We start from the raw sequence: 15,267 nt of genomic DNA on the forward strand, positions 1-15,267 counted from the left end.
TTTATAAAAAGAAAGTCCGAAAACACTGAAACTGGATGTTTTCGAACTCCTATTCTCCTTATGTAAATTATATTTACGTAGTGAGATTAAGAAATTAGTAATTGAAAATTAGTTGAAGGGGTTTTCAATTTATAATTAAGATTTCTAAAAAATTATTGGGAGCTACTCGTTCTCAATACGAAAAAGGGAGAGCTAAACTTTAAAAACACCAGTATTTAATATTGGTGTTTTTTATTTTTACTTACTTAAGCAACTTGAAAAAAGTTGATTTTTTTCATTTTAAAACTATGCTTTTTATAAAAGGTAAGTTCTAAAACACCCAATCAGACGTTATTGTACTTCTTCTATTTAATCTTTTTTATTTTCGCATCGTAAATTAATTGCTTTTTGAAAAAGTGGGGACTTTTCAAATTAAAAAGTATAATTTATGTTTAAGGGGAAAATAAAAACACTAACGACCTAGTTGTTAGTGTTTTTTTATTACTGTTTTCTTATATTGCTTCAGCTAAGCAAAGCTTATTTTATGAAAAATATTATAACGTTTTATTTTCTTTTATTCTTCTCTAGTCTTTTCTCTCAACAAATTGCTGTTTTAAAATACAATGGTGGTGGTGATTGGTATGCTAATCCAACTGCATTACCTAATTTAATCAACTTTACCAACCTTAATACTAAAACTTCAATCGAAAAAGATATTGAAACCGTTACATTGGCTGATGAACAGATTTTTAATTATCCTATAGTTTTTATTACTGGCCATGGTAATATCTATTTTACAGATGATGAAATTACAACGTTAAGAGACTATTTAATCTCAGGAGGATTCTTACACGTTTCCGATAATTTTGGAATGGATTCATACATCAGAAGAGAATTTAAAAAAGTATTCCCTGAACTGACACTTCAAGAAATTCCTAAAAATCATCCTATTTACAATCAAACATTCTCTTTTCCAAACGGATTACCTAAAATTCATGAACATGACAGAAAACCTCCACAAGGTTTTGGTCTTTTTTACGAAGGAAGACTTATTGTATTTTACGATTATGAAAGTGATTTAAGCGATGGATGGGAAGACCAAGAAGTACATAACGACCCTAAAGAAATAAGAGAAAAAGCTCTTAAAATGGGAGCTAATATAATTGAATATGCTTTCAAACATTAACCCCTTACAGATAGACGACATAAAGATTAATTTTGACACAGAAGCTTTATGGATGCTTAATATAGCACTTGCTATAATTATGTTTGGTATAGCCTTAGATATAAAAATTGAGGATTTTAAAAGACTTATAAATAACCCTAAAATATTATTTGTAGGATTATTATCTCAATTTATTTTACTTCCCTTTTTAACCTTCATATTAATCTACATCATAAAACCCTACCCTAGCTTTGCTTTAGGAATGATGATAGTAGCTGCTTGTCCTGGCGGGAATGTATCTAATTTTTTTAGCAAAATGGCAAAAGGAAACACCGCTTTATCGGTTAGTTTAACAGCTTTTGCTACTTTAATATGCTTGGTAATGACTCCTCTAAACTTACAGCTATGGGGGAGTTTGTATGAACCAACTAATATTATTTTAAAAAGTGTTTCTTTAAGCCCTTTTGAGCTTTTTAAACTTGTCTTATTAATTTTAGGTATTCCAATAATTCTAGGAATGATTGTGAACCACTACCATCATGAAATGGCAAAAAAAATTAATAAGCTATTACGACCTTTTTCTATTTTCTTCTTTATTATACTAATCGTTGTTGCGTTATATGACAATGCTGACATTTTTAAAAACTATATTCATTTAGTGTTGTTTTTAGTCATATTTCATAATATTTATGCTTTTGTAATAGGTTATGTTACTGCAAAATCTTTTAAGCTAAATAATAAAGATTGTAAAACAATTTCAATGGAAACTGGCATTCAAAATAGTGGATTAGGGTTGCTGCTTATTTTTAGTTTTTTTGATGGTCTAGGCGGTATGGCTTTATTAGCCGCTTTTTGGGGTGTTTGGGATATTTTTTCAGGAATGATGTTAGCTACTTATTGGGGAAGAAAAAAATAAAAATGAAAACTTTAGTATATTACTTTTTTAAAGCATATGTTAAATCTGGCTTATTCTTTTACACAAAAAAAATAATAGTATTAGGAAATGAAAACATCCCTAAAAAAGGTGCTATTCTGTTTACTGCTAATCACCCTAACGGATTGGTTGATCCACTTTTCATAGCCACACATATGAAAAGAAAAACACATTTTTTAGTACGTGCGGCTGTTTTTAATAATCCTCTTATCGCTAAGTTTTTTAATTTACTTGGAATGATGCCTGTTTACCGCATTAGAGATGGGATACAACAACTATCTAAAAATGAAGAAATCTTTAACAAATGCCAAAATCTTTTAAAAGACAAAAAAGCGTTACTTATATTTCCTGAAGGAACTCACAATAAAGCAAGAACTGTTAGACCTTTGAGTAAAGGGTTTAAAAGAATTCTTTTTAGAACTTTAGATGAGCATCCTGATACAGATATTCATATTATTCCTATAGGAATTACTTATCAAAATGTTTCTAGTTATCCTTCTAAAGTAGCTATACACTTTGGTTCGCCTATTTTAGCCAATAGTTTTTATAATCAGCAAGACATTAACCAATCAGTTAAAACAATTAAAGAACTCGTTTCTGAACAATTAAAAGAATTAAGTGTACACATTCCTTTTGATAAAGACTACGAAGAAACCTTAACTTCTCTTAACAGAAATCAAACGGATTTTACGGATGTAAATACTGTAAATGCTACTATAAAAAACAGACTTACTACAACTAAAAAAAGGCGCAGTAAAAACTACACTTTTCCTTTATTTTATCTAATTATTTTAAATAGTATTATTCCTTTTACTATCTGGAAATTTTTAAGTAAAAAAATAGATGAAATTGAATTTATTGATACTTTTCGTTTTGGTGTAAATGCTATTCTTTTTCCTTTCTTTTATTGTATCCAAAGTTGGATAATAGGCTCTTTTTGGGGATGGAAATTTGCCTTTGCATATTTTTTCTCTTCGCTGTTTATCGTACTACTGTACACTAAACTATCACCTACTCCCCCGCCATCAGAATAGCGTCTTGAATATCTTGTTGAATTTTAGTTCGAATATTACTCTTAACCAAACCATAATTCCTCATTGTAGGGTACACTCTGTTAGATAAGAAAACATACACCACACCCGTTGCAGGATCTGCCCAAGTATACGTTCCTGTAAAGCCACTATGTCCAAAACTAACATCTGAAACACAACCACAGGTTGCTTTAACATTAGGATTTAGCTGCGGTTTATCAAAACCCAATCCTCTACGTACCCTTTTGTTTTCGTAATAACGCTTATTAAATTTATGTACAGTCTCTGGCTCTAAGTATTTTTTCCCTCCATAAGAACCATCTTGTAAAAACATTTGCATCACTTTTGCTACATCATTTGCATTCGCAAACAATCCTGCATGTCCTCCTACTCCTCCTATCATGGCCGCTCCCATATCATGAACATAACCATGCACTAATTGATGTCTGAAATAGTTGTCTCTTTCTGTTGGAACAATCTCGTCTTTATCAAATTTATTTAATGGTAAATACGTCATTCTGTTTGCTCCTAATGATTGATAAAACTGTTCGTCTACCAATTTATCCAAAGGTTTTTTATACTTTCTTTCTAAAATTTCTTTGAAAATATAATACCCTAAATCACTGTATTTATATCCTGGCCTTTTACGCTGTTCAGAATCCACTATTTGTTTATAGATAGAATCGGTATACTCCTTAGCTATATATAAGTTTTTAGCTACTTCTATACTGAATTTTGAAGTACGCTTCTTTCTGTAATACTTAGTTGAATTTTCTCCTGTTACACTATCTTTTGTTTGTAAATAAAACGGAATCCAAGAACGTAAACGTCCGTAATGAGACAACACTTCTTTTAACAATAGCGTATCTTTATTCGACTTACTATAACTTGGTAAAACATCTCCTAAATTTGAAAACAAACTGATTTTTCTTTCTTCTTCAGCTTTCATTATCATTGGTAATGAAGCTAAAATCTTAGTAAGTGAAGCTAAATCATACAAATCAGAATTTTTAACGGCTCTTTCTTTTGATAAGGTATGATATCCAAAGCTTTTATTGTAAATCACTTTACCGTTTTTAGCCACTAAAATCTGACCTCCTGGAGACATTTTTTCCTGTAAAATAGTATCTATTCTTTTATCTATAATTGATAATTTTTCAGAAGAAACTCCAGCTTCTTCAGGAATGGTATACTGTAATACATCTAAATCATCTAATAAAAGTCCATGACCGACTTTGAACTCATTTTTTATAGATACTGGTAATTTACCTTTCAATTCAAAAGCTCCGAAAAGCGCTTGCGCAGAAATCTCTTGAGATAATTTGCTGTTTTGATACGACAATACAAGACCTTCAATATTGGTAAAAGAAGGTACTTGAAGTAAACTATATGGACTTGCAAAAACATCTAAAACTACCTTATGATTTCTTGCTATTTCTTGTAACCAAGCTAAATCTTTAGTAGAAAACTTATAGCTTTTCCATGGATTTTTATCTGATTTATGAAAGCCTACAATTACCAAATTATACTTCTGTAATTTTTGTAATAAAACATTTAAGTTAGCATCTGAAACTTTATCAACCTTAGTATAATTCGTTAGCATTTCATAAAAATCAGAACCATTATCATTTCCTAATGATACATAAGCTATCTTTTTATCTTGAAGGTTTTGGATAGGTAAAACACTCTCTTGATTTTTTAAAACCGTTATTGAGTTTTTTATCAATTTTCGATGCAATACCTCATCGTATGGAGAGTTTAAATCTTTTGAAATATTCTCAGTAGCAATAGGTTTATAATTGTTTAATCCAACTAAATATTTTGCTTTTAAAATCTTTTTTACGGAGTGATTTAAACGTTCTTCAGTCAATTTACCTTCCGTTAACGCTTTTTTAATCAAACTTATTGATCCTGGAACATCTTGTGGAATTAACAACATATCATTTCCTGCTAAAATTGCTGCTAAATCAATTTCTGCTGGTGTAGAATAATTCGCTGCCCCTTTCATGTTTAATCCATCAGTAATTATCAATCCTTGAAAACCTAATTTATCTTGTAATAAACCCGTTACAACATTCTTTGATAATGACGATGGTAACTTCGGATTTGTTTCAATGGCAGGAATACTTAAATGTGCTGTCATAACACTAGCAACTCCATTAGCAAATACTTCCTTAAACGGATACAGCTCTATTGAGTCTAATCGTTTTTCACTGAAATTAATTGTTGGTAAGGTATGATGAGAATCTGCTTCGGTGTCTCCATGTCCTGGAAAATGTTTTGCATTCGCCAAAACCCCTGCTCCTTGCATTCCTTTTGTAAATGCGATGGATTTTTGTGCTACATTTTCTTTGTTTTCACCAAAAGAACGGTTTCCGATAATAGGATTATCTGGATTCGTGTTTACATCAACCACAGGTGCAAAATTCATATGAATTCCCACTCGCTTACAATGCTCTCCAATTCTTTTTCCTACCTCTTGTAACAATAACGTATCTTGTATTGCACCTAAAGTCATATTCCAAGGAAAGCGGTAGGTGTTTTTCAAGCGCATATCTAAGCCCCATTCACCATCAAAACCAACCATTAATGGCACTTTTGCTAGCTCTTGGTATTTATTATTCAAAACTACCTGCTTATCTGGCGTACCTTGCATAAAAATAATATTTCCTACATGGTATTTTGTAACCATATTCGAAATAAAATCTTCGTGCTTTTTATCTTTATTTGAATAGGCTTGTATCATAAACAACTGCCCGATTTTTTCATCTATAGACATGTTTTTCATGATACTATCTACCCAAACACCTTGCGCATCTGAATCTTTTGCCAACAACGGATCTACTTGTTGTGCTTGAATTATTTGTGCAAAAATGAATGCTAATAATGTAAGCGCCTTTCTCTTCATATACCTTCCTTCTTTTAAAATTTCGGGGGTTTAAAAAATATTCTTTCTTAAATAACGTCAATAGTTATACCAAAAATCGTGCGTGCCAACTTTGGTTTGCTGGCACTTCCCATTTGGCTTCAAAATCTTCTTTGGTATTTACCATGTTATTAAACACTACAGTTTCTGCTGTAATTTTTTGTGCTTTGGCAAAGTTTTGAAACTCTGGAAGTTTAACAATATTGATATTGTCTCCATCTTTAAAAGAAACATTCATTTTATCCATTAAATCTAACTTCAACTCGTTTTCTAGCTCTTGTATAAAACGTACTGAAGCATCTATTGAACAACCTGATACATTGTTGAAGTTTTCATCAACAGCTAATACCAAAAATTGATTGTATTTTATGGTGAATGACCCTTTTAAATCATCTCCATGACGCGTCCAATTTTCAATAAAAACTAACGCTTTTGCTGTAATGTACTCTATTTCTTCGGCTGTAAACTCTCTATCTGACTGATATACCCAAACTCTTGAATTTTTAGGTAATTCTTTATATTCTGTATACATTTTTTATGTATTAATTTTACTGTATCTAAATTAAAAAAACAACTTAGATAATTACTAAAAATAAATGTTAAAGGTTACCTTAAATTAAACTTTTGTTGTAAAGCCTGTAATTTTTCCTCATCCGTCATAGTTTCTTTCTTTGGTACAGACATTCGTTCTTTAATTTCTCGCAATACCTTTTTAGTGTATAATGGAAAATCCGCATTTTGAATCCATGCGTTATATCCTGGATTTTCTTTTAACACTTCTTCTACTGTTCTTCCTTTATACTTTCCAAAAGAAAAGATTTCTTGGTCATCTTCATTAAATAAAATAAACCCTGCAAAATCTGCTCTTTTCCCATGAGTAGAAAACTCACTTAATGCTTCAACAGTGTTTTCTAAATCGTCATATCTATCAACCTGAGCTAATAAAATTTCATACGTTGCATTGGTATCTGCTTCAGCAGAATGTGCGCCCTCTAAGTCTTTTCCGCAGTAAAACTGATACCCTGCGCTTAACGTACGTTGTTCTTTTTTATGGAAAATTGTTTGCACATCAACTGCCTTACGATTATTCATGTCAAAATCAATACCTGCACGTAATAATTCTTCTGCTAATAGAGGAATATCAAATCGGTTGGAATTGAATCCTGCTAAATCTGAATCAGATATCATTTCGTTAATCTTACCCGCTAGCTCTTTAAAGGTTGGTTCAGTTACCACTTTTTCATTTGTAATTCCATGTACTGCTGTTGCCTCTGCTGGAATTTCTATTTCAGGGTTTACTAACCATGTTTTACTTTCTTTATTTCCGTTTGGAAATACTTTTAATATTGATATTTCTACAACTCTATCTTTAGCTATGTTGATTCCTGTAGTTTCTAAATCGAAAAATACAATGGGTTTGGTTAAGTTTAAATTCATTTTTAAATTAAGGGTTAAAAGACAATGACTTTATTTACTTTAAATACTCTTTTATTGCCTTTTCTATATATTATTCGTTGTTTAATTGCTTTTTAAATTCGTCTATTTGATCTAAGACTTTTTTTGGTAACGTTGGTTCTTTAAAATTATATTTCTCTAACTCTTTTTCTAAAGTTTTTGCTACAATATAACGTGCTGTTGGTTTATCATCGGCAGGAACTACATACCAAGGGGCATAATTCGTTGACGTACGCTGCAACAAATCTTCATAACACTCTTGGTAATTATTCCACAATTTTCTTTCTTCTAAATCTCCTGCGGAAAATTTCCAGTTTTTCTCTTGAATATCTAAACGTCGTAATAATCTATTTTTTTGTTCTTCTTTAGAAACATTTAGAAAGAACTTTAAAATAATAGTTCCGTTTTCTGCAATGTGTTTTTCAAATTGATTAATACGCTCCATTCTACCATGATAAAACGCATCATCTAAATCTTCTAAACTTTTTACGGTCGGAATATTTTCTGCAAATACATATTCAGGATGCACTCTGGTTACTAGCACATTTTCATAATGTGTACGATTAAAAACTCCTATTTTTCCTTTAGGAGGTAAGGCCATATAATGACGCCACAAAAAGTCATGTTTTAATTCTAATTCTGTTGGAACTTTAAAACTATGAACCACTACCCCACGCGCATTAACATCTTTAAAAACTTCACGTATTAAACTATCCTTTCCAGCAGTATCCATACCTTGTAAACAAAGTAAGACGCTATACTTACCTTCTGCATACATGGTATCTTGTAGTTCACTAATTTTTTTTCGTGCTTTTTTTAATTTCTTTCTAGCATCTTCGTCTATCTCTTTTGTAGTATAGTCTTTTAAAGCTGTTCCCTTTTCATACTTGTATGCGTTTACATCCATTTTTCCTCTTAATTTCAGCATAAAAGTACAAAAATATAGACTTCTAGCATTGATTTTCTCTTGGTTATTATCAATTTTTACAATTAAGAACGTCGCTTTCGTCTTAATTATTTTTAGAGTTTTAACATCAAAATAAATCTACAAAATGAAAAAAACTGTAATAATACAAGCAAGCTCTAAAAGTAACGGAAATACAAACAGAGTTATTAACTACCTCAACAGCAATAACTCTTTTGATGTTATCGACTTAAAAACAAAAAATATTGGTGTTTTTGAGTATGACTTTAGCAATGCTAATGACGATTTTATTCCTGTTATGGAAGAAGTTATTAATAACTATGATACGATTGTTTTTGCAACCCCAGTATACTGGTATACAATGAGTGCAACTTTAAAAATATTTTTTGATCGTTTGTCTGACTTATTAAAATACAAAAAAGACTTAGGAAGGTTATTACGAGGTAAAAACATGGCGATGATTAGTAACTCAGGAGCTAATCACCGTAGAAATGGTTTTGAAATGCCTTTTATTGAAAGTGCTAAATATTTAGGCATGAACTATCTTGGTAGTGCCCATGCCTGGTTTACTGAAGATGGAAATGACATACATCCTGATGCTAGAGTTAAAATTAATGAATTTAGAAATATTTTAGCTACTAAAAATTTTAAGGATGTTTTAACCCGTTAGAATTTTAAGATGTCGTTTTTTTACAATTTATAAGAAACCTTTGACAGTATTTTTGAGTTTTAATTTTAATTCATTATAATGCAAAAAGTAATTATAGCTCAAATAGCAATTCAACAAGGAAAAGAAAGCGATTTTTTAAAATTGGCTGAGGAAATGGTAAAAACGAGTAACTCTGAAACAGGATGCATTACCTATCAATTACATAAAGATTTATTTAGTGAAGGTAATTATTTGTTTTATGAAGAGTATATTGATAGAAAAGCTGTAGATGCGCATAATAACTCTACTCACTTTCATCAATTTATAAAGGATATTACTGCTTTAATTACCAAAGAGCCTATTATAAACATTTATTAATCTAAATGAGTGTAAAACACTATAAACCATCAAAATACCTATCTCCTTATATTGATAGGTATTTTGTTTGTTCTCAAACCAAAAGTCTTCCTTTAATTTTACCAGGCACTGGTTTAGAAGTACTTTTTCATATTGATACTCCTTTATCTATCAATAACAACAAATTAGATACTGCTCATATTATTTGTCCTAGAGATAAATTAATTTTTGATTCAACAAACAACGTAAATTATATTTCAGTACGTTTTCATAGTGGTGGTTTTAGGCACTTTACTTCTATTCCACATACACAAATTGTTAATCAATATTTGTCTGTAGAAGAAATATGGAATAATGAAGGTAGAGAGCTTTTAGATATTCTTTATTCATTACCTAGTATAGAAGAAAAAATTAAACTAATTGATTTCTTTCTATGCAATCAATTAAAAAAACATCATTTTTCTACTATAGTTAATTGGGATTTGATAATTAAAACTCTATACAAAAACTTTAATTCAATATCTCTTCACGAATTAGCCTATCATAGCAACTTAAGTTATCGTCAATTTGAACGTCTATTCAAACAAAAGTTTGGCGTTTCTCCTAAAAAATTTCAACGAATCACTAGGCTTCAAAAAACTGTAAAACAAGTATTGCTATCGAGTAACAAACATTATTTGTCTACTGCTTTAGATAATGGTTATTACGACCAAAGTCATTTTATTAAAGAATTTCAAAGTTTTACAAATCTTAAACCTTCCCAGTATTTTGTAACTAAAAACTTTGACAATCATTTTTACTATAAACCTTTAAGCTAGTTAATCCAGTTTTTAAAATCTTTTACACGCTCTCTGCTTACAATTATTTCAGAATTATTATAAGACTCCAACTTTAATTGTAAGCGAGAGTTTGTATAAGATACAATATCTTTAATCGCATTTATTTGTACTACAAAAGTTCTATTTACTCTAAAAAACTGTTCAGGGTCTAACTGCTCTTGCCAGTATTCTAGTGAATTATCAATTAAATAATTTCTATTAGAATTGGTATGAATATAAGTTGCTTTGTTTTCTGAATAAAAGCATTCAATATCTTCAATATTTATGATTTTTAAATGTTGCCCAACTTTTATCGTAAATCGTTTTTTGTACTTTCTATCTACCGGGTTTATCAACAACTTGCGAATGTCATTTATATTAACGTGTATGTTACTTTGTAAAGGCTGATATTCTTTAAACTTATCTACCGCCAATCTTAACTCGTCTTCATCTATTGGTTTTAGGAGATAATCAATAGAGTTTAACTTAAATGCTTTTAATGCATATTCATCATAAGCCGTTGTAAAAATAATGGCTGATTTTACAGTGACTTCTTCAAAAATTTCAAATGATAATCCGTCGGAAAGTTGAATATCTAAGAAAATTAAATCTGGGTGTTCATTATTCTGAAACCAATTTATAGACTCTTCTACCGAGTGTAACATTTGCTGAACCTCTATATTCAGTTCTGCTAACATTCTATTTAATCTTCTTGCTGCTGGCTTTTCGTCTTCAATAATTATAACATTCATAGTTCTATTCTCAGTAATTATTGCTCCATATATTCTTTAATTTTTCGCTCTTCCCAGTTTTTTGAAAACAACTTATCTTTTCCTAAAACACTAAATCCGTGTATAAATACTACGACTCCCCACCAAAAAAATAAATTATAGTTGTTTATATCTAAGAAAGCATCCATAACAGATTCGTCTCTATAAACAATATCTTTATATATTCTTCTTCCTATAAAAACTAAGTTTATTAGTATGTAAACCACTAAATGTTTATAAAACTTTTTGATTTCATTTACTTTTTTTTGAGCTCTTATATATTGTTGTTCTCTATTTAAAGTTTCCATTTTCTTTCTTTCTTAGTTCATCTAGATATTCTTGTATTTTACGTTGCTCCCATTCTTTATTAAAGAATATATTGGTTCCAAATACTCCTAACCAATGAAAAAAGACTCCAATCCCCCAAAAAAGCCAAGTAGCATACACCCCAAAATTGGTTATTGATTTTGTAAAAGTTAAATTATCTTCATTCATCAATCCCATAATAATTACAACCGAAATAAATATATTCACAATTATGTATGCTGCTAAATGCCAGTAAAATCCTTTTATTTTTTCTATTCTTTTTTTGGCTAATAAATACTTGTGTTCTTCTTTATAATCATTTTCCATACTAATTCTTTTTATTTAGGTATTCGTTTATCTTCTTTTCCTCCCAATCTTTTCCAAACCCCATAACATCAACACCAAAAACTAACATCCAATGAATAAAAGTAACTAGTACTATTCCTATAACTGGAAACCAAAACCAATGATAATAAGGAGAGAATTTTAAATTCACTAAAACAATAATAATTACTGAAACTATATTTACTAAAACATGAGCATAAAACCCTTTTACTTGTTTTATTTTCTTTTTAGCTTCTAAATATCTTTTTTCTTCTGTATAATTATTTTCCATTGCTATTATTTTCTAAAAATTCTTTAATTTTTCGTTCTTCCCAGTCTTTTCCTAAACCTATTTTTTCTATTCCGAAAACACCAAACCAGTGAAAAAACAACCCTAAAAACATTCCTATAGTTGGAAAATAAAACCAATGGTAACTAGGCACAAACTTTAAGTTTATAAAAATCAATACTGGTATAATTAACACAGTTACTATAAGATGAATGTATAGCCCCTTTATTTTTTCTACTCTCTTTTTTGCCTTTGCGTATTTATATTCAATTCTATAATCTTTTCTCATTTTATTTATAGTTTTTATCATCATCCATTAATTCCTTAATCTTGCGTTCTTCCCAGTTTTTTCCTAAAAATAAACTATAATTATTTACTTCTAAATAATGAAAAACTAGTCCTATTCCCCAACCTATCATTGGAAACCAAAACCATTGAAATTTTGAATATGTTTTAAGGTTTATAAATATTAAAAAAGGAATGACTATACAATACGAAACTAAATTTTGGTAAAACTCTTTTAGTTTTTCTACCTTTTCTACTGCTTTTACGTAGTTACTATTTTCTAAGCTTTTTGTATCCATAATACTATTTTTTATATCAATTAACAGCGGTAAACACACTGTAAATGTTTTGTTATTATTAATTATTTGAACGTTTCTATCGGTTATTAAACCATAACGATCTGCTATATTTCTCAACCCTACTTTTGTGCTTTTTCCAATAGCTTCTTTCGGATTGATATTGTTTTGAATTTTTAGAAATCCGTCTTCTTCAAAAATGCGTATCTCTAACGGTTTTGAAGCCGAAACTACATTGTGTTTCACCGCATTTTCTAATAACAATTGAAGTGATAACGGAACTATCTTTAACTCAGAATTACTTACTTCTTCAGGTATTGTAAACTTTACTGCTTCCTCAAAACGCATTTGCAATAATTCCATATAGGTTTTAGCAAATTGTAATTCTTCTTGAATTGGTACTAGTTCTTTATTTCGTTGCTCCAGTACATAGCGATATACTTTTGATAGTTTTGTTGTAAACTTCTCTGCTTGTTTCGGATTTTCACTTATTAAAGAAGTCAACACATTTAAACTATTGAATAAAAAATGTGGATCTATCTGACTTTTTAAAGTTTCAAACTTTGCCGTTTCAGTTTTTGCTACTATTTCATGCTGAGTAGTTTCTTGTTTAATAGATTTTTTCCAGTTTACAATGAAACCTTTTGCATGAAAAAAAGCTGCAATTCCTAAAGAAAGAATAATGGCAAATAAGTGCATCCATAGAAATTGCCCTGTAAAAAAGTTTTCTATCTTATTTGAAAATATTACAAAATATTGAATGTAGTGTATTCCTAAAACTGCTACTATCGTATAAATTACCGTTGCTATAATTCCCCACCAAACTCGCTGATTGGTTTGCGTAACCCAGTCCCACTTAGCACTTAAATAATCATTAATAATACCATTACCTAATCCAAGAATAAATGAATACATTCCTGAAAATAAAAATACTAACCCTGCTTCTTTGAAAGTAAATGCTTGATTTATTAATGTAAAAACTATACCGAAAACAATCGTAAGTTTTAAGCAAATCCAAACATCACTTTTAAAACTCTTAAACATTATTTTTGATGAGGGTTTCATATGATTTTAAAATTTTATTTCGAAAGATACATCTTTATCCCTAACTAAAAACTTTGCTTCTTCATATCGTGGAGGGCCAAAGCGAGATAAATTATTATTTGATGCACCATAATCTTCTAAAGGCATTCCGCTTGGTTCAAAATCCATTTTGTTATTATTATTTGCATCGTGAAAACAAATAATTGCATATTCACCAGTAGGTATATTTTCAAATACTACAGTACTTTTTCCTTCCTTAATCTTAGCTTCTTTTGCTTGTACTGGTTCTTTTCTAAAATTCTCTTTAGTATATAACGCATATTTGATGTTTCCAACATCTGATGTTGCGTTAACAACTGTAGCTGTGATGTTCTGTTTTTGAGCAGAAATTGTTTCGACAGTAAACACTACTATTACGATTAAAATGTGTGTAAAAAATTTCATAATGTTGTTTTTATGGTTAATTCTTGTACAAATCTCTTCTAGAAATCAGCTTTTAAAAACAAAAACAAACTGAATTGTATTTTTTTTAGGATGAGTTGTAACAATTTGTATTTTTAGGCTACTTATAACATATCAACTTTATCAAACTTTGTGGAAAAAGAACTAGAAAATAAATTTTTAGACGATTTCGAAGCCAATCAAAACATTGTACATAAGGTATGTAGAATTTACACGACCGACCAAGATGCTCACAATGATTTGTTTCAAGAAATCACTATTCAACTATGGAAAAATTACAGCAAATTTAGAGGAGATGCAAAATTTAGTACATGGATGTATCGTGTAGCACTTAACACTGCAATTTCTTTATATCGTAAATCAACTAGAACTATACAAACACAAGACATTTCAGAATATTCATTTAAAATTAAAGCAGAGGATTATGACGACACAGAAGAGTTACAATTAAAAGCACTATACAGTGCAATACGTAAATTAAATGATATTGATAAAGCGCTAATCTTTTTGTATTTGGAAGATAAATCTTACAGAGAAATTTCTGACACTTTAGGTATTAGTGAAGTAAACGCTCGAGTAAAAATGAACAGAGCAAAGGATAAATTAAAAAAAGTATTAAACCCATAAATTAATGGATTTAGATAAATATAAAAAAGCTTGGGAAAATCAACCTGAAGAAACACGTAAAGTTTCTAAGGTCGATATATATAAGATGGCACACTCCAAGTCATCATCAATAGTAAAATGGATTTTTATTATTGGAATTTTAGAATTTGTTTTATTGAACTCTTTGTATTTTGTTTTTGATATGGAAGAGGCTTATAATGAGTACAGACAACTTGGATTATACAACTTCATGTTTTATTCACAATTTGTTCTTTATCCAATACTATTCTATTTTTTAATTAAGTTTTATTTAAATTATAAAAGTATATCTGTAGTTGACTCAACAAAAACTTTAATGGATAAGATTATTAAAACAAGAAAAACTGTAAAGTACTATGTTTTATTTAATTTGTTATATGTTTTTATTTTTGGAGTTATTGTTTCTATTGCTACACTTAATTCTCATCCAGAATTCAATTCTAAACAAATTTTAGTTTCTATAATTGTTACTATCGTGTTATTAATCATTATGGTGATAATTTTATGGTGCTTTTACCAATTACTATATGGAATTTTGTTACGTAAGCTGAATAAAAACTACAAAGAGTTAGCTAAACTTGAAGAGTTAAACTAAAAAAAGAGAGGT

General features: G+C 29.5%; 19 protein-coding genes. 8 read left to right on the plus strand and 11 right to left on the minus strand.

The genetic code is table 11. The annotated features are described in order from the left end of the window. The first annotated feature begins 523 nt into the window (after positions 1-523). The 3 genes from ACR9ES_RS03655 to ACR9ES_RS03665 are packed head-to-tail and all read left to right on the plus strand — an operon-like array spanning position 524 to position 3,112. The gene (locus tag ACR9ES_RS03655) at positions 524-1,165 is read left to right on the plus strand and encodes a DUF4159 domain-containing protein (protein ID WP_435255142.1); all 642 of its coding nucleotides are present in this window, start codon (positions 524-526) and stop codon (positions 1,163-1,165) included. Next, on the plus strand, positions 1,149-2,060 hold the full coding sequence (locus ACR9ES_RS03660; RefSeq protein WP_435255143.1) for a bile acid:sodium symporter family protein: 912 nt from the start codon (positions 1,149-1,151) through the stop codon (positions 2,058-2,060). The genes ACR9ES_RS03655 and ACR9ES_RS03660 overlap by 17 nt, the downstream gene beginning before the upstream one ends. A gap of 2 nt (positions 2,061-2,062) precedes the next feature. Continuing rightward, complete coding sequence (locus tag ACR9ES_RS03665) at positions 2,063-3,112, plus strand: lysophospholipid acyltransferase family protein (protein ID WP_274634412.1); 1,050 nt, start codon at positions 2,063-2,065, stop codon at positions 3,110-3,112. Here ACR9ES_RS03665 and ACR9ES_RS03670 read toward each other — a convergent pair. The 4 genes from ACR9ES_RS03670 to ACR9ES_RS03685 form a co-directional block, all read right to left on the minus strand. After that, a complete protein-coding gene (locus tag ACR9ES_RS03670; RefSeq protein ID WP_274634413.1) occupies positions 3,090-6,017 on the minus strand; it encodes a glycoside hydrolase family 3 N-terminal domain-containing protein in 2,928 nt (975 codons plus the stop codon). The two genes, ACR9ES_RS03665 and ACR9ES_RS03670, sit on opposite strands and share 23 nt — an antisense overlap. A gap of 64 nt (positions 6,018-6,081) precedes the next feature. Beyond that, on the minus strand, positions 6,082-6,567 hold the full coding sequence (locus tag ACR9ES_RS03675) for an ABC transporter ATPase (protein WP_299001221.1): 486 nt from the start codon (positions 6,565-6,567) through the stop codon (positions 6,082-6,084). 74 nt (positions 6,568-6,641) lie between these two features. Beyond that, positions 6,642-7,472: an exonuclease domain-containing protein gene (locus ACR9ES_RS03680; protein WP_435255144.1), complete on the minus strand. Its 831-nt coding sequence runs from the start codon at positions 7,470-7,472 to the stop codon at positions 6,642-6,644. A 70-nt stretch (positions 7,473-7,542) separates the two neighbouring features. Next, the gene (locus ACR9ES_RS03685) at positions 7,543-8,418 is read right to left on the minus strand and encodes a PPK2 family polyphosphate kinase (RefSeq protein WP_435255145.1); all 876 of its coding nucleotides are present in this window, start codon (positions 8,416-8,418) and stop codon (positions 7,543-7,545) included. 124 nt (positions 8,419-8,542) lie between these two features. Between ACR9ES_RS03685 and ACR9ES_RS03690 the strand changes: the two genes are divergently transcribed. From ACR9ES_RS03690 to ACR9ES_RS03700, 3 genes are all read left to right on the plus strand, one after another. Then, complete coding sequence (locus tag ACR9ES_RS03690) at positions 8,543-9,085, plus strand: flavodoxin family protein (RefSeq protein WP_435255146.1); 543 nt, start codon at positions 8,543-8,545, stop codon at positions 9,083-9,085. A 78-nt stretch (positions 9,086-9,163) separates the two neighbouring features. Beyond that, positions 9,164-9,442, plus strand: a complete 279-nt coding sequence (locus ACR9ES_RS03695) for a putative quinol monooxygenase (RefSeq protein WP_274634419.1) — start codon at positions 9,164-9,166, stop codon at positions 9,440-9,442. Between the two features lie 5 nt (positions 9,443-9,447). Continuing rightward, positions 9,448-10,239, plus strand: coding sequence for a helix-turn-helix transcriptional regulator (locus ACR9ES_RS03700; protein WP_274634420.1), 792 nt, complete (start codon positions 9,448-9,450; stop codon positions 10,237-10,239). On the opposite strand, the gene ACR9ES_RS03705 is transcribed toward ACR9ES_RS03700, so the two are convergent. From ACR9ES_RS03705 to ACR9ES_RS03735, 7 genes are read right to left on the minus strand one after another with little or no spacing between them, the layout of a single operon-like run. Further along, a complete protein-coding gene (locus tag ACR9ES_RS03705; RefSeq protein WP_435255147.1) occupies positions 10,236-10,991 on the minus strand; it encodes a LytR/AlgR family response regulator transcription factor in 756 nt (251 codons plus the stop codon). The genes ACR9ES_RS03700 and ACR9ES_RS03705 overlap by 4 nt on opposite strands. Before the next feature lie 17 nt (positions 10,992-11,008). Further along, the gene (locus ACR9ES_RS03710) at positions 11,009-11,317 is read right to left on the minus strand and encodes a 2TM domain-containing protein (RefSeq protein WP_274634422.1); all 309 of its coding nucleotides are present in this window, start codon (positions 11,315-11,317) and stop codon (positions 11,009-11,011) included. Next, positions 11,301-11,642, minus strand: coding sequence for a 2TM domain-containing protein (locus tag ACR9ES_RS03715; protein ID WP_435255148.1), 342 nt, complete (start codon positions 11,640-11,642; stop codon positions 11,301-11,303). The genes ACR9ES_RS03710 and ACR9ES_RS03715 overlap by 17 nt, the downstream gene beginning before the upstream one ends. 1 nt (position 11,643) lies before the next feature. Then, positions 11,644-11,931 carry a 2TM domain-containing protein gene (locus ACR9ES_RS03720; RefSeq protein WP_435255149.1) on the minus strand — a complete coding sequence of 96 codons (288 nt, stop codon included), beginning with the start codon at positions 11,929-11,931 and terminating at the stop codon, positions 11,644-11,646. After that, on the minus strand, positions 11,921-12,217 hold the full coding sequence (locus ACR9ES_RS03725; protein WP_435255150.1) for a 2TM domain-containing protein: 297 nt from the start codon (positions 12,215-12,217) through the stop codon (positions 11,921-11,923). Before ACR9ES_RS03725 ends, ACR9ES_RS03720 begins: the two co-directional genes overlap by 11 nt. Position 12,218: 1 nt before the next feature. Further along, on the minus strand, positions 12,219-13,553 hold the full coding sequence (locus tag ACR9ES_RS03730; protein ID WP_435255151.1) for a 2TM domain-containing protein: 1,335 nt from the start codon (positions 13,551-13,553) through the stop codon (positions 12,219-12,221). Positions 13,554-13,580: 27 nt separating this feature from the next. Continuing rightward, positions 13,581-13,997 (minus strand): DUF2141 domain-containing protein, encoded by a 417-nt coding sequence (locus tag ACR9ES_RS03735; RefSeq protein WP_435255152.1) that lies wholly within the window; start codon positions 13,995-13,997, stop codon positions 13,581-13,583. A 150-nt stretch (positions 13,998-14,147) separates the two neighbouring features. On the opposite strand from ACR9ES_RS03735, the gene ACR9ES_RS03740 reads away from it, so the two are divergent. Together ACR9ES_RS03740 and ACR9ES_RS03745 are read left to right on the plus strand one after the other, a co-directional pair. Beyond that, positions 14,148-14,642, plus strand: coding sequence for an RNA polymerase sigma factor (locus tag ACR9ES_RS03740; protein ID WP_274634721.1), 495 nt, complete (start codon positions 14,148-14,150; stop codon positions 14,640-14,642). 4 nt (positions 14,643-14,646) lie between these two features. Further along, positions 14,647-15,255, plus strand: a complete 609-nt coding sequence (locus tag ACR9ES_RS03745) for a hypothetical protein (protein ID WP_435255153.1) — start codon at positions 14,647-14,649, stop codon at positions 15,253-15,255. Positions 15,256-15,267 lie beyond the last annotated feature (12 nt).

The sequence above is a fragment of the Tenacibaculum sp. A30 genome (genome assembly GCF_051200845.1).
Lineage (GTDB): Bacteria > Bacteroidota > Bacteroidia > Flavobacteriales > Flavobacteriaceae > Polaribacter.

What these genes read in the sequence shown, in the direction of transcription:
- ACR9ES_RS03655 (WP_435255142.1), top strand. Translation starts at nt 524, where the DNA reads ATGAAAAATATTATAACGTTTTATTTTCTTTTATTCTTCTCTAGTCTT.
- ACR9ES_RS03660 (WP_435255143.1), top strand. Translation starts at nt 1,149, where the DNA reads ATGCTTTCAAACATTAACCCCTTACAGATAGACGACATAAAGATTAAT.
- ACR9ES_RS03665 (WP_274634412.1), top strand. Translation starts at nt 2,063, where the DNA reads ATGAAAACTTTAGTATATTACTTTTTTAAAGCATATGTTAAATCTGGC.
- ACR9ES_RS03670 (WP_274634413.1), bottom strand. Translation starts at nt 6,017, where the DNA reads ATGAAGAGAAAGGCGCTTACATTATTAGCATTCATTTTTGCACAAATA.
- ACR9ES_RS03675 (WP_299001221.1), bottom strand. Translation starts at nt 6,567, where the DNA reads ATGTATACAGAATATAAAGAATTACCTAAAAATTCAAGAGTTTGGGTA.
- ACR9ES_RS03680 (WP_435255144.1), bottom strand. Translation starts at nt 7,472, where the DNA reads ATGAATTTAAACTTAACCAAACCCATTGTATTTTTCGATTTAGAAACT.
- ACR9ES_RS03685 (WP_435255145.1), bottom strand. Translation starts at nt 8,418, where the DNA reads ATGCTGAAATTAAGAGGAAAAATGGATGTAAACGCATACAAGTATGAA.
- ACR9ES_RS03690 (WP_435255146.1), top strand. Translation starts at nt 8,543, where the DNA reads ATGAAAAAAACTGTAATAATACAAGCAAGCTCTAAAAGTAACGGAAAT.
- ACR9ES_RS03695 (WP_274634419.1), top strand. Translation starts at nt 9,164, where the DNA reads ATGCAAAAAGTAATTATAGCTCAAATAGCAATTCAACAAGGAAAAGAA.
- ACR9ES_RS03700 (WP_274634420.1), top strand. Translation starts at nt 9,448, where the DNA reads ATGAGTGTAAAACACTATAAACCATCAAAATACCTATCTCCTTATATT.
- ACR9ES_RS03705 (WP_435255147.1), bottom strand. Translation starts at nt 10,991, where the DNA reads ATGAATGTTATAATTATTGAAGACGAAAAGCCAGCAGCAAGAAGATTA.
- ACR9ES_RS03710 (WP_274634422.1), bottom strand. Translation starts at nt 11,317, where the DNA reads ATGGAAACTTTAAATAGAGAACAACAATATATAAGAGCTCAAAAAAAA.
- ACR9ES_RS03715 (WP_435255148.1), bottom strand. Translation starts at nt 11,642, where the DNA reads ATGGAAAATGATTATAAAGAAGAACACAAGTATTTATTAGCCAAAAAA.
- ACR9ES_RS03720 (WP_435255149.1), bottom strand. Translation starts at nt 11,931, where the DNA reads ATGGAAAATAATTATACAGAAGAAAAAAGATATTTAGAAGCTAAAAAG.
- ACR9ES_RS03725 (WP_435255150.1), bottom strand. Translation starts at nt 12,217, where the DNA reads ATGAGAAAAGATTATAGAATTGAATATAAATACGCAAAGGCAAAAAAG.
- ACR9ES_RS03730 (WP_435255151.1), bottom strand. Translation starts at nt 13,553, where the DNA reads ATGTTTAAGAGTTTTAAAAGTGATGTTTGGATTTGCTTAAAACTTACG.
- ACR9ES_RS03735 (WP_435255152.1), bottom strand. Translation starts at nt 13,997, where the DNA reads ATGAAATTTTTTACACACATTTTAATCGTAATAGTAGTGTTTACTGTC.
- ACR9ES_RS03745 (WP_435255153.1), top strand. Translation starts at nt 14,647, where the DNA reads ATGGATTTAGATAAATATAAAAAAGCTTGGGAAAATCAACCTGAAGAA.